Origin of the sequence: Devriesea agamarum (assembly GCF_900070355.1) — a bacterium.
In the GTDB taxonomy this organism is placed as follows: Bacteria; Actinomycetota; Actinomycetes; order Actinomycetales; family Dermabacteraceae; genus Devriesea; species Devriesea agamarum.
This window is the reverse complement of sequence record NZ_LN849456.1, coordinates 1,932,230-1,945,161: the sequence shown is the minus strand read 5'-3', so window position 1 is coordinate 1,945,161 and position 12,932 is coordinate 1,932,230. Positions and strand designations below refer to the sequence as shown.

Sequence of the window (12,932 nt, the reverse complement as noted above, 5' to 3'; positions counted from 1 at the left end):
ACAAGTCCGTGACCACGCCCAACGAAAGATGTGGAGCGAGCGCACCCATGCTCATGGTGCGCACCGGCACTGCCGGTTAACAACAGATCCCCTGCGTGATGACTGATCCTGTCCGCATAAAAGGGTGAGCTTTAAACCCCGGATATAACCAGCGCTGCACGGCAGGGGCACGAGATAAAAATGGATGCCACATGGGAATCCGTATCTCGTCGATGTGCTGTCGATTATCTATATTCAATGAGAATAATCCCCAGTCGGCATGCACGTCTTAATTATATTGCACCTAACTATATTTATTAATCTAATTATTAACACATATTTAGAACGGAAAACTATTATGAATACTACTCCCAACGCTAACGCTACCGCTTCTGAGGGACCTCTCTCGAATGAAGCACTTGCGCAGGTCAAAGGGCTTATTGATGCTCGCATCCCAGATCTCGCTACCTACGCAACGAAAAAGGAGATCGCGGCACTAGAAACTCTTCCGAAGGGTGGTGACGCAGGTACGGTTCTCACCCGTGACGCCTCTGGTGCGGCGAGCTGGAAACCGGCTCCGCAAAGTGGTTCCTGGTCAGCGGATGCCCAGGCAAAGGCTCAAGGGTTCTGGACGGTTGTCTCCGCAACCGAACCGAAAGAAGGGCTGTATAAAACGGCAGATGGCACCACTGTTCCGATTGTCTGGCAGAAGCCTCTTGAAAAACTAGTTCCGGTGATTCCTAGTGAACCGGTGTGGGACGACATTAAGGGAACTGTTCTCGTGCCCTCCCTCGTCGGTGTGAAATACCGAGTGCGAGACGGCATCGACATCCCGGGAGGTGAAGTCACGAAGATCGTGTCAAAGGTTCCGTCGAAGGTAACGATTGACGCCATCGCTCTACCCGGCTACAAGATGGTGTCCACCTACTCGTGGACCCATCCCTTCCCCGATCCGAACGCACGCGAGATTATCGCATCAGGGGATTTCGCGACGGACTCGGCAACTATTCCCTTTACCTTGAACAATGCCCTCGGTGGAACCGGCAAGTTCATCTTTTCAGGTGAACATGGTGACCGAAACGCGCACGAAGGATACCGGCCCCAGGGCGGGGTGCTCACCCCTCTCAAGCCTGGTACGGGTAACGTATGGATTTTCGGGCGTGTGGCTGCGCAGAATCTCGAGGTTGCCTTTGATGTGGTGTCTGTCGGTACGACAACGTCGACAGCTAAGAACACTCCGCTCGCAAGTATTGCGATCCGCGCGAGATCAACGGTCGGTGACGGAGGCATTAACCTCACCTTCCAAAAAGACACGGTGGTAGTACACAAGTCCTCAGTACGAATCCCTTGGACTGGTCCTGATGCACAAATTGGGCGCTGGAAACTGTCTTATTACGATGGTGTCGTATCTGTGACGGCGCCGTCGGGTGAGGTTTCCCAGGGGAAGTCGGATATCGATTTAAAGGCCCAGGGCGAGTCCGATGGTCTTCAGGTCCGGCACTATGCGACTGCATCTGGCTTTAAGATTGATAATCTCGTGATTACGAAGCTGGGGGTCTGACCATGACTCGTATCTTTGATTCGGTATCGGGGCGGTGGCAAGCCACACAGCCCTACATGCATGACGGTAAATCATGGGAGAAGGCCATGTCTGATGGCGAGGACTCGGCTGTGCAGTTCCGCTCCATGTTCGACCCGTACATTGGGAAGGGTACCGTTCTTCAGCGATCTGTGGCGGACATGCCCCTCGACCCTGACTCCGCAAAGTACGCGCAGTACATGTGGGACTGGTCTCCGTTTAGGCCGAATGGTGCGTGGGGAAGTCGGACATCGCTGAATACCTCAGCGTACGGTACTCAGCCAATCCACGCCTACGTCGTGGACTCCCGTGACCCCGCGTGCACATTCCAGCAGTTGAACGGGGTCTCAATTCAAACCGACCAGATTGAAATCGATACTTATATGCGTGGATCTATTCCCCTACCCTCGTGGGGGGTAGCCGCACAGAATGGTGATCACGGACTTGCGATCTATGATCGAGGTACCGGAATTATGCGGGAATTATTCTTCGCCATGAAGGATAAAGACGGAGTATGGGTCGCATCTGGTGGATATTCGGTTGCGGAACCTGACTTTAAGAACCTGGCAACGACCAACTATGGTTTGCAGCAGCGACGAGGTCTCTCTAATGTCGCTGGAATGCATAATTCGCTGGGATTCATCGGTATATCGGAAGTGTTAAATGGCAAGATTGATCACGCGCTTACGTTTACCGCCGCCGCATTACGCATGCTCAATAAGGATGGTACCACTCGAATTTCGTGGCCCGCACGCGGTGCTGACGGAAAGTTAGAGCATTATATGAGTGGCGGCCGCAAGTGGAATGAATCGGATCCGAACCGGTATACCGGGGACGGGGTCACGCCGACGCACGGTCAGTGGGGTCGTCTCCCAATATCTGTGGATCCGTTGAACGATCCCCGAACAGGTCAACCGTATCGTCCGCTGACACAGATCCTTATCCGCGCAGCACAAACGTACGGTCTTGTTGCGACAGACACTAACCTCTGGTGTCATGCTTTCAACGCAGAGCAGGGCCGCACGTACGCGCATATCTATGGAGCCGATCCGTGGGCTTTCGATGGTCTAATCGATAAGAAGTATCGGCGTCCCGGCGAGGGCCGAGGTCAAGGCCTTAATATCAGCGATTTCCCCTGGGACCTTACGGAGTGGGCACCGATTGACTGGGGTCGCCCGTCACCTGATATGAACATCCGTCCGGACGAGTACCGGCCGTGGGTTCGTAAGCCGTGACCTGAGATGCCCCTGACCTCGCTTGTTAGAGGTTGGGGGCATCTTGCCGGTCTGCGAGACCGCTAATTTGTCGCGTCACGCTCAGGTGGTGACGTGGATGCGATAAAACGTGAACACGTTAAACCACTCGGGCAAGAAACCCGTATCCGTCCGCAACACCACATCCTTCACCGGCCCTAAATCCTTGACCGGGACCACACTCGTCCACTGATACAGAGGCGACCCATCAGGATTCGCATCCTCCCGAAACTCCCCCACCGAAATAGGAACCGGCCGATGATTCTCACCCACATACGCGGTCAGCATCGGACGCGCGTTATCCACGCGAAGCGGCGGCTGATCACGAGACCCCTTCAAACTCACGGTCATCATCACGTGCATGTTCTCACCCACCTGCCGCAACCCAACCACGACCTGAAAATCACGACCAATCTGGCCCTCACACTGCTGCTTAGCAGTGTCAGCACCAGCGCCACTCGCAGCCCAATGCATCTTCTCGGCCGCTTCACGCGGTAAACCCGCATCAATATAAGCCTGCCGAGCCCGATCACCCAGCACATGCCCCGTGATCGTCTTGGAATCAGCCCCCTGGGCAGCCTGATCACGACACGGCCCAAAATCCAACGGATCAAGACCATGACCCGTGACGGTTTGCGACACCGCAACCTGATCCCCAAACACTGCCGGATCAGTCGCCAGCCTCTGCGGCATCACCACCCGAGGACCAGACGATGCGGTTACCCCATGAGAACCCGCTGTTGACGGCGAGACCGAAGCCGACGCGGGCGACGTGGTTGCTGCCGACGGCTGCTTATCCGCAGAGCTACACCCCGCCACCAACACACCCACCGCGACCACCACACTGGCCACACGAAAAATTTTCACACATCGCATTCTCAAATTGTACCTGAGATGTGACCCATATAAATCAAGTTAAGATAACAAAAATAAGGAGATTGAATCATGGCTGTTCTTTTGGGAAGAGAAATGCTCATCAGTTACCTACTTCGTGAAACTGGATATCGAGAAGGTGAAGGAGAAAAGAATAAGTACTCTCGTGAGCTTCACGGTGACAGCGCTTACTGGTGCTATGATTTCCTTTGTTGGGGAGCACGTAAAGCACTTATCCCTAAGGCCAATTTCCCATATTTTCGATATGTACCTTACGCTGTGGCATGGGGTAAGGAACGAGGGCGTTTTTACCCTAAATCGAGCGACGTACAACGTGGGGACCTATTGATCGTCGGCAAAGGTATGAATCATATTGAGCTAGCACTGTCCGGCGTCGGAACTGATGGACGCATTGAACGGGTCGGTGGGAATACCAATGATAACGGCAGTTCAAATGGTGATGGGGTGTATCACGACCGTTACCGGCTCGCGAAAAGCCTGTACGGCACTGTCCGCCCGGATTACGGCCCCATCATGATGGGAGGAGGATTTGGTCCAGGACGTGGTATAGCCCCCACGGGCGGTGGTGGAACGAGTTCGCATATCACCGTTGACGGTCTATGGGGACGTGCCACGAATCGCGCTATACAGACAGTGCTCGGCGCTCCTTATCAGGATGGAATTCTCTCGCGTCAGCCCGACAATCAGATCACAAGGGCGATTAACTCGAACGCTATTGAGATTGTCTCCGGATATGCCTCCGGCTCACCGACCATTCAGAAGCTTCAATCTTGGTGTGGTGCGAAAGCGGACGGTGCGCTCGGACCAAATACCTATGGAAAGATTCAACAGAAGTTGAAAACAATGGGTTATTATGGCGGCCCTATCGATAAACGTTTGGATCGGCCCAGCAATGGAGTCCGAGGACTTCAAAAATGGCTCAATTCCCAGATGTAAATCCTTTATCGACTCACTGCTCAAGAGAGGCAAGGAATGTATGGCATGGATGCGAACATCCTTGTCGCTCTGGGCGGTGTGCTCACCGTCGTAGGCGGCGGGATCGCCTGGATTGTCACCCAAGTAAGAATCATGAGACATGAACGCTATGAAGACGCCCTATCGGCGCAAAAACTCCGCGCGGAACTCTATCTCGCTGAGATCGAGAAACTACAGATCAGCCTCGACGGTTATCGAGCCGCGCTCACACAAGTCAACAGCGATCGACTGTCGTATCACCGCCAGCTGATCGCCCACCACATTGAACCGGATCCCGCTTACCGGGAGGTACCCAATGTCTGAGCATGACATCCGGGATGTCGAACAACGCGCCGAACAAAGCGCACAGGCCGCTAGCCGGGCCGAACGTGTCCAGGGCATCATGATCTGGATTCTCACCGCTGGCCTGTGTATCTGTTTAGTGGGAATTGCCGTCCTGACCGTGATGGCTTGGTCCAACGGGAAAACACTTAGAGAACGTGGTGAGCAACTATCGCGCGCTCATGTTCAAGTCCAGGACGAAACGCAAGCTAAACACGATATCGCCCGGTCAGTGGCTGATCTATGCGCCTCTGGTGCGGTGAAGCAAGATACCCAGGGCAAGGCTGTCTGCGCGGATGCACAGAAAACCGCTGCTGAAACTCCGGGTGGCACAGTGATGGATGCGACCGGGGATCGCGGACCCGCAGGACCGCAAGGGCCGCAAGGTGTTCCGGGAATACCCGGGACTGACGGCGCACCAGGTGCACCAGGCATACCCGGTCCGCCTGGACCCGACGGTCAGCCCGGCATACCCGGTCCGCTGGGACCCTCTGGTGTCCCCGGAATCCCCGGTCAGGCTGGCCCGGACGGCGAGCCTGGCACAGACGGCAAGGACGGACCGGCTGGTCCAACTGGTCCGCCGGGCCCCCAAGGACCTGCCGGCCCACCCGGCCCAGCCGGGAAGACGGGGCCTGCTGGACGCGGGCTCGTGAGTGCCACCTGCCACCCAGAGAGTGGCCACTGGATTCTGACATGGACCGATGCGACCGAAAGCGACGGCGGCCCCTGTCTCGTCACAACCCCTCCTTCCCCGCACTCCTAGCCCATGACCCCTAGTTCTTAACCGTTCCCCCTTAATCCTTTACCCCTCACCCCTAAACCTTAAGGAGATTACTCATGCGCACTGAACCTGTGCTCTCAACCGCAACAATCACCTCGGCCGCAGCCGCCATTATTGCTCTCTTGATTGCGTTTGGTATCCCGATCACGGAGGACCAGAAAGTGGCCCTGATCGGTGTCATCGCAGTGATCGCACCGTTGATCGTGGCGATCACACGACGGTATGTCACCCCGAACGTCAATGTGGTCGAACATGCTCGCGGTGGCGAGGTGATCGCCGGACCCGCCAATGAAGCCGCACCCACGGGGACCGTGATCCGCCCCACCGGATCGCATGCCTTCGATGCGGAACTGGATACCGGAAACTGATCACCAGCGCCCCGTCTCTCGACTATGGGCGACGGGGCGCTATTTTCGTGTGCACCCACCCCTCGCATAATGAGATCGGTCACGATCAGATAGGCCCTGCGACAGAATGTGACATGCCAGATCGCGCCCCAGATCACCGGATGTTTCACTATCGGATGTGATCACACTTGACGGCCTGACCAAGGTCTTCCCAGCTCCTGACGGAGGTGAGGATGTCGTCGCGCTTGACGGCATCGACCTGAGCGTGCCCGCCGGGAGCATCCATGGCATTGTCGGACGCTCCGGAGCGGGAAAGTCCACGTTGATTCGGTGCCTGACTGCGCTGGAACGCCCCACCGAGGGCAGTGTCTACGTGGATGACGTGAACCTGACCGCGCTAGTCGGTGCCGCGCTCAGACGAGCCCGCCGCGATATCGGCATGGTGTTTCAGCATGCCAACCTTCTTGACTCCCGCACTGCCGCCCGCAATATCGCGCATCCACTGGAAATTGCTGGCACACCGCGCGGGGAACGCGAGCATCGAGTTGCCGAGCTGGTGGATCTGGTGGGTCTTACCGGACGCGAAAACAACTATCCGTCGCAGCTGTCCGGGGGGCAGCGTCAACGGGTCGGAATTGCCCGGGCACTGGCCACCTCGCCACGGCTTTTGCTGTGCGATGAACCGACCAGCGCGCTCGATTCAACCACCACCAGGCAAATATTGCGGCTGATCAGGGACCTACGCGACCGGCTCGGGATCACGGTGCTGATCATTACCCATGAGATGTCGGTGGTCCGGGAAGTCTGCGACGGCGCTACCCTGTTGGAATCAGGGCGGATTGTTGAGACCGGTTCACTGCAAGATGTCGTGCGCAATCCCCACGGGCGATTGGCGCCGGAACTTATTCCGATGCCGCCCGCCCCGACCGGGGTCGACGGGCTGCTGATCAACGTGTTTTACGGTGCGTCTGAGCGTTTGAAAAGTACCGACGATGTGATCGCTTTTGTGCGGGCTCGCGGCGCGGAAGTGCAGATTGCGGCGGGAACGATAGAAACCATCGGCGGAACCCAGATCGGCAGAGTGCAACTGGCACTCACCAACGCGTCCGGCACGCCGATTAGTGAACATGGGCTCGCTGAATGTCTGCGCGATTTGGAAGCCGAAGGTATCGCTGCGGAGAAGGTGGAACGCTGAATGGACCGCACCTGGTTACATAACCCCGTCCTGACCAGCGCTAGCGGCCTTCCGCAAGCACTCTGGGAAACCATCTATATGGCCAGCGTCACCATGGTGTTCACGGTGCTGGTCGGCTTGCCCTTGGGGATGCTGCTGCACGCCACCTCAAAGGGTGGGCTGGTGCCGATCCGCTGGTTGAGCACTGTTCTTGGCGCGGTGGTCAACATTGGTCGTTCGCTGCCGTTCATCATCCTCATGATTGCGTTGATTCCCTTCACCCGGTTGTTGGTCAGCCAATCCGTGGGGTCAACCGCCGCGATCGTTCCGCTCACCATTGGGGCTATCCCGTTTTTTGCTCGCCTGGTGGAGATCAATCTGCGCGAGGTTGATTCCGGCAAGGTAGAAGCCGCAGCCATGATGGGAGCTAGCCGTAGCCATCTGATGGGACGGGTTCTGCTTCCTGAGGCACTGCCCGGAATTATTGGATCGGTGACCACCACAGCCATCACCGTCATCTCGTACACGGCGATGGCCGGCGCCGTGGGCGGCGGCGGCCTCGGAGCGATGGCTATTCAATACGGCTACAACAGATTTATGGCCGACGTGATGATCGTGACCGTGGTTCTGCTGGTGGTCATGGTGCAGATCGTGCAGGTCGTCGGGGATATTTTGGCCCGCGCTGTCGATCATCGGTAATCGCAACCAGCTGATGTCGCCCCTCGAGTCGCCCCTCGAACCGAAAAGTTTTAACCTCCTCGCCCCATATGTGAACGGAGCAGCAATGAATCACCCCTCGAACCACAACGGTCCGCGTGTGACCCGCCGGTATGCCTTCGGCGCCGCCACCGGACTAGCTGCCCTTGCGCTGGCTGCCTGCGGTTCCTCGAAAACTAGTGAGGGACCGAAAGCAGATGGCAACGGCGTGACCACTCTGACCATTGGGGCCACCCCAGTGCCGCAGGCGCAGATCCTTGAGTTCGTGCAGAAGAAGCTAGCGGGCCCGGCCAAGCTGGATCTGAAGATCAAAGTGATGGATGACTACAACATCCCTAACGCTGCCCTGAACGACGGCGAAATCAATGCGAACTATTTCCAGCACAAGCCCTTCTTGGAAACACAGATCAAAGAAAAGGGTTACAAGCTATTCCCCTTTGAGGGTATTCACATTGAACCGCTCGGGGTGTACTCCAAGAAGTTGAAGGCGCTTACGCTGGACCAGATTCCCGAGGGTGCCACCTTCGGCATCACCAATGACCCGACCAACCAGGGGCGGGCGCTCACCTTGCTGGCGAAGCAGAAGCTCTTCGCTCTGAAAGAGGGGGTCGAGCCCACCGCCACCACGCTTTTTGATATCGCGGAGAACCCGAAGGGAATTAAGTTTAAAGAGGTGGACGCTGCGCAGCTGGCCCGTTCACTGGGCGACTTCGATGCCGCCGTGATCAACGGTAACTTCGCCCTCGCATCAGGGCTGAAGCCCAGCTCAGATGCCTTGGTTCTGGAAGACGGAAAGAACAACCCGTATGCGAACATGCTGGTGGTGCGGGAGGTGGATCAGGATAATCCGGCCTTGGTGACGCTCAATAAGCTGCTGCATTCAGCCGAGGTCAAGAAGTACATCCAGGAAACCTGGAGTGACGGCGCGGTCATCCCCGCTTTCTAACGAGAGCAGGTGTCCGAACCCCTCTTTGTAGAGGACTCGCGAGGCTGCAACGCAGTGCACGGTCTGAGTATGTCGCACGACATGCCTTGTGACGGCCAATGCCGAGCGATCCTGTAAAGCTACGAGCGCGATTGAACCATTGAGCACAGGGCCCCATAGCTGAGAAATGTCCTCAGGCTATGGGGCCCTGTGCACCACTCGCTATGCGGCCTCGGTGATGGGCGAGGGCACCTGCGTCGCATCTAACTGGTCGAGCAGGAATGCGACCTCTTCGGCCCGCTGCTCCCACTGGTTGTATCGGCCCGACCGGCCCCCGTGACCAGCCACCATTTCGCAGCGCAACACGATAGGACGCTCCGCCAGATCATTGGTGACGGTTTCCCGCAGCCGAGCCACCCACTTAGCCGGTTCCACGTAAAAAACTCGGATGTCATTGAGTGAGGTCGCGGCAAAAATCGCCGGGTACTGGCAAGGTTTGATGTTCTCGTACGGGCTGTACTCCTTCATATAGGCGTACACCTCCGGATCCTCCAGCGGATTGCCCCACTCTTCCCATTCGCCTACCGTCAGCGGGAGCGACGGATCCAAAATGGTAGTGAGTGCGTCGACAAAAGGCACACCCGCCAGGATCACCCGGAACAGGTCTGGAGCGAGGTTGGCAACCGCGCCCATTAACAGGCCGCCGGCGCTGCGACCCTCTGCCGCAAGTCGCCCGGACTGAACCCAACCGGAGCTCACGAGGTGTCGCCCAGCCGCCACGAAATCTGAGAACGTGTTCTTCTTGTGAAGCAGTTTCCCCTGTTCATACCACTCTCGTCCCATCTCTCCGCCACCGCGGATATGGGCGATAGCGATCACCACACCGCGGTCGAGCATCGACAGGTTCGCTACCGAGAAATACGGGTCTATGGAGATCTCGTACGAACCGTAACCGTAGAGGTAACCCGGGTTGGTGCCGTCGGGTGATAGATCCGCGCGGTGCACAACTGACAGGGGGATACGGGTCCCGTCCTCAGCGATTGCCCATTCGCGGTGCTCAACGTAGCGGGACCGGTCAAATCCTGGCACCGGGGTTTCCCGCAGAACCTCCGTATGGCGGGTGGAAAGGTCCGCCTCGCAGATGGTCCGCGGGGTAAGCATACTGGTCAGCTGGTACCGCAGAGTGGAGGTCTGCCAGCACAGATTCGTATCCAGTTCGACGGTGTCCAAAGGCCCGTTGGTTCCCAGGTCCCAGGCGGCCTCAACATCCCAGCCAGTGGGCGCCTCGGTCTTGCGCGGAAGAATGCGAACCCGTGCCAGACCCCCGGAACGCAGACTCACTGCCGCCGCAGACTCGAAGGCATCCACACCTGTAATGCGCTCCCCGGGGCCTGCGGTTAGCACGGGCTGCCAAGTGGAGTGGTCCTCGGAGTTGAGCTCGGCCCGGGCTACTTGGAAGTTGATGTGGCCGTCGTTGTGCACGATCAGCAGGTGGTCTCCGGCGACCTCAACCATGTATTCGACGCCCGGGCGACGAGGGGCGATGCTTCGCGGTTCGCTCTCTGGCTCGGACAGATCCTGTAGATAGCATTCCGAACTGGTCGAGGACGCGGAGACGATGACGAAGAATTGCCCATCGCGCGATGCGAACGGATACACACTGAACTTTTCGTCCTTCTCCTCGAAGATGAGCGTATCCGTCGCAGCGTCCGACCCGATCCGGTGACGCCAGACCTGATGCTGCCGCCACGCATCGTTGACCCGGGTGTAAAACAGCCACTGACCGTCGCAGGAAAACGCGAAACCGTAACCGATATTGCGTACGGCATCATCAATCACGTCGCCGCTGTGAATATCCAGAACGCGCAGGTCAAAGTGCTCATCGCCGGTGACATCGACACTATAGGCCAGGCGGGTGTGGTCGGGGGAAGGGCGCACACCACCGAGCCGGAAGAACTCGCTTCCCTCAGCCAGCCGGGGACAATCCAGCAGCATCTGCTCGTCGTCGGTGAACACCCCCGGCGTGATCGTGGGACGCGAACCCGTGTCAGGGATACGAGAATACGTGGGGTACTGCTCGCCTTCGGTGGTACGCATGACGTACCAGAATTCGCCGTCCCGGTCCGGCACGCTGAGATCGGTTTCCTGGGTATGGGATTTAATCTCGGCGACGATCGCATCGCGCAGCGGTCTGAGCGGTTCGGTGACGGAATCCGTGTACGCATTCTCGGCGTGAAGGTGGTCAAGAACAGTCTGGTTGTCCTTATCCCGCAGCCAGTCGTAGGGGTCCCGCACGGTGTCACCGTGGTGAGTGCGCTCGATAAAGCGCTGCTCAGGTAGGGGAGGACCTGGCCGTTCAGTCTTGGCGGTGGTCGGCGTGGGCGTAGTACCTGCGGTGTCAGGATGGGCCTGTGCGGCGCTGCGTTGAGTCATAGCACTAGGCTACGTGGATTGGTCTGTGGACTAGACGGCGACATCCGGGTGGTCTCCAGGCGGCACCGACAGGCTCAGGCTATCCGCCGGGGTTGAACCATCCGACGTGGTGAGAGTATCCGCCGGGTTCCACGATCCGACTCGGTCGGGCCGTTCGGCTCGGTTATACAATCCGGCCTAGGGTCCTCGCTGGGACGTCCCACCTCATTGCGACAACCCGCGGCTCATGACTAGGTTTCGGGAAGTGACGTCGATCCCACCTGACCTGCGTTTATTGGCCGACTCCGTCACGATAGTTAAGATAGATGACGGTAGCGTGTCCGAGCGGCCGAAGGTGCATCACTCGAAATGATGTGTACGGTAACCCCGTACCGCGGGTTCAAATCCCGCCGCTACCGCTCTTGCCGCAAGGTAGAAAAGCCCCCGACTTCGCGTCGGGGGCTTTTCATTGCTCGGGGCCGGGCCAGGCTTGGGGTCGAGGGTCGAGGGTTGGGGGCAGGGGGTCGGCGTAGGCCGTATCCGTGTGAGATCCGGGGCGACCTGCCAGGCGCAGCCGCCGCGCGCCTCACCGTGCGCGCAGTGGCATTTCTTCCCAGCTAACCCGGATATCGGAATGCGGCGTGACGACCTCATCAAACAGGCGGCTAGCGCTCGCTTTCACGGACTCGAACGCATCCTCCCCGCCAGAACAGATTTCCAAGATCACCTGATCCGGCTGCGCTTTCAGCAGGTCGTATTCGACGCCACCGTCGAACCAGGTGCCGCCTTCGCTGCGCTCAAACTGGTTGAGCCAGGTCTGGGTGATGGTCTGAATATCGGATTCAGAGCAGCAAAGATGCGCGCGCAATGGCGCAGCTTTGCGCATCCGCTTGTTCTTGTCATTCCATACCCAGGTGGCGTCGGCGCGCCAGGGTTCACGGGCGCATTCGCTGTAGTAATTACTCATGTAGCCACTGTGCCACAGCTAACTGGGAGGCAGGGCCGGGGGCGAGAACGCTTTAGCTGCGACACCGCTTTAGTTATGTTGTGCGAAAGACTCCGCACGCTTGGCCCATATGATCATTGATACCAGTGCGACGACCACAATCATGATCGGCCCGAGGTCACTGCGCGTCGCCGCAATTGCGTAGAGGAATGTAAGGGTAACCAGGGTTCGCGCAACAGTCAGGAGCTGAACCTTGTGACGAACCAGCATCGCGACAAGAGCAAAACATAACCCCAGTACAAAGACGCCGTTAAATACGTAGAAAATCTCCGGATTAGTTTTGTCGAAGTACTCTCTCGTTGCAATGCTCGAAGCTAAAGGGAAGCCGCATATTGCACCGAAAAGAACTATTTGTTGCTTCAGACTCATGATGATCCTTCCCATCTAGCTCCAAAGATCTGCCCGATCGTCACCCATTCTGAAAAGAAGTTCCGTTAAGGGAAAAATGTTACTCCTGTGGGTTATCGTGCCACGCGCCACAAGAACGTGGCAAGAGCTCGGTGGCACTGCATCCCGCGAGTCATACACGGGCGAACCATCGCAGCAGGTTGTAGCCCCCGCAGCATGAC

General features: G+C 57.8%; 13 protein-coding genes and 1 tRNA gene. 10 read left to right on the top strand and 4 right to left on the bottom strand.

Going from position 1 to position 12,932, the window contains the following annotated elements; all coding sequences use genetic code 11:
- Positions 1 to 337: 337 nt before the first annotated feature.
- Positions 338 to 1,540 carry a hypothetical protein gene (locus BN1724_RS08405; protein ID WP_058234991.1) on the top strand — a complete coding sequence of 401 codons (1,203 nt, stop codon included), beginning with the start codon at positions 338 to 340 and terminating at the stop codon, positions 1,538 to 1,540.
- 2 nt (positions 1,541 to 1,542) lie between these two features.
- Positions 1,543 to 2,793: a hypothetical protein gene (locus BN1724_RS08400; protein WP_058234990.1), complete on the top strand. Its 1,251-nt coding sequence runs from the start codon at positions 1,543 to 1,545 to the stop codon at positions 2,791 to 2,793.
- An 81-nt stretch (positions 2,794 to 2,874) separates the two neighbouring features.
- Here the strand turns inward: BN1724_RS08400 and BN1724_RS08395 are convergent, their stop codons facing one another.
- Positions 2,875 to 3,678, bottom strand: a complete 804-nt coding sequence (locus BN1724_RS08395; protein WP_157085829.1) for a hypothetical protein — start codon at positions 3,676 to 3,678, stop codon at positions 2,875 to 2,877.
- 78 nt (positions 3,679 to 3,756) lie between these two features.
- Here BN1724_RS08395 and BN1724_RS08385 point away from each other — a divergent pair, with 78 nt between their 5' ends.
- The 7 genes from BN1724_RS08385 to BN1724_RS08355 all read left to right on the top strand — a co-directional run bounded on the left by BN1724_RS08385 (position 3,757) and on the right by BN1724_RS08355 (position 8,966).
- Complete coding sequence (locus BN1724_RS08385) at positions 3,757 to 4,641, top strand: hypothetical protein (RefSeq protein ID WP_157085828.1); 885 nt, start codon at positions 3,757 to 3,759, stop codon at positions 4,639 to 4,641.
- 45 nt (positions 4,642 to 4,686) lie between these two features.
- Entirely contained in the window at positions 4,687 to 4,983 is a 297-nt protein-coding gene (locus BN1724_RS08380) for a hypothetical protein (RefSeq protein ID WP_058234986.1), read from the top strand.
- Positions 4,976 to 5,764: a collagen-like domain-containing protein gene (locus BN1724_RS08375; RefSeq protein ID WP_058234985.1), complete on the top strand. Its 789-nt coding sequence runs from the start codon at positions 4,976 to 4,978 to the stop codon at positions 5,762 to 5,764. The genes BN1724_RS08380 and BN1724_RS08375 overlap by 8 nt, the downstream gene beginning before the upstream one ends.
- Before the next feature lie 74 nt (positions 5,765 to 5,838).
- Entirely contained in the window at positions 5,839 to 6,150 is a 312-nt protein-coding gene (locus tag BN1724_RS08370) for a hypothetical protein (protein ID WP_058234984.1), read from the top strand.
- Positions 6,151 to 6,307: 157 nt separating this feature from the next.
- Complete coding sequence (locus BN1724_RS08365; RefSeq protein WP_058234983.1) at positions 6,308 to 7,324, top strand: methionine ABC transporter ATP-binding protein; 1,017 nt, start codon at positions 6,308 to 6,310, stop codon at positions 7,322 to 7,324.
- A complete protein-coding gene (locus BN1724_RS08360; RefSeq protein ID WP_058234982.1) occupies positions 7,325 to 8,002 on the top strand; it encodes a methionine ABC transporter permease in 678 nt (225 codons plus the stop codon).
- An 85-nt stretch (positions 8,003 to 8,087) separates the two neighbouring features.
- Entirely contained in the window at positions 8,088 to 8,966 is an 879-nt protein-coding gene (locus tag BN1724_RS08355; protein ID WP_058234981.1) for a MetQ/NlpA family ABC transporter substrate-binding protein, read from the top strand.
- 201 nt (positions 8,967 to 9,167) lie between these two features.
- Here BN1724_RS08355 and BN1724_RS08350 read toward each other — a convergent pair whose 3' ends face one another.
- Positions 9,168 to 11,378, bottom strand: coding sequence for a S9 family peptidase (locus tag BN1724_RS08350; RefSeq protein WP_084252896.1), 2,211 nt, complete (start codon positions 11,376 to 11,378; stop codon positions 9,168 to 9,170).
- Between the two features lie 310 nt (positions 11,379 to 11,688).
- Between BN1724_RS08350 and BN1724_RS08345 the strand changes: the two genes are divergently transcribed.
- Positions 11,689 to 11,776, top strand: a tRNA-Ser gene (locus BN1724_RS08345).
- 167 nt (positions 11,777 to 11,943) lie between these two features.
- Here BN1724_RS08345 and BN1724_RS08340 read toward each other — a convergent pair.
- Positions 11,944 to 12,324 carry a hypothetical protein gene (locus tag BN1724_RS08340; RefSeq protein WP_058234980.1) on the bottom strand — a complete coding sequence of 127 codons (381 nt, stop codon included), beginning with the start codon at positions 12,322 to 12,324 and terminating at the stop codon, positions 11,944 to 11,946.
- A gap of 69 nt (positions 12,325 to 12,393) precedes the next feature.
- On the bottom strand, positions 12,394 to 12,732 hold the full coding sequence (locus tag BN1724_RS08335) for a hypothetical protein (protein ID WP_058234979.1): 339 nt from the start codon (positions 12,730 to 12,732) through the stop codon (positions 12,394 to 12,396).
- Positions 12,733 to 12,932: the final 200 nt, after the last annotated feature.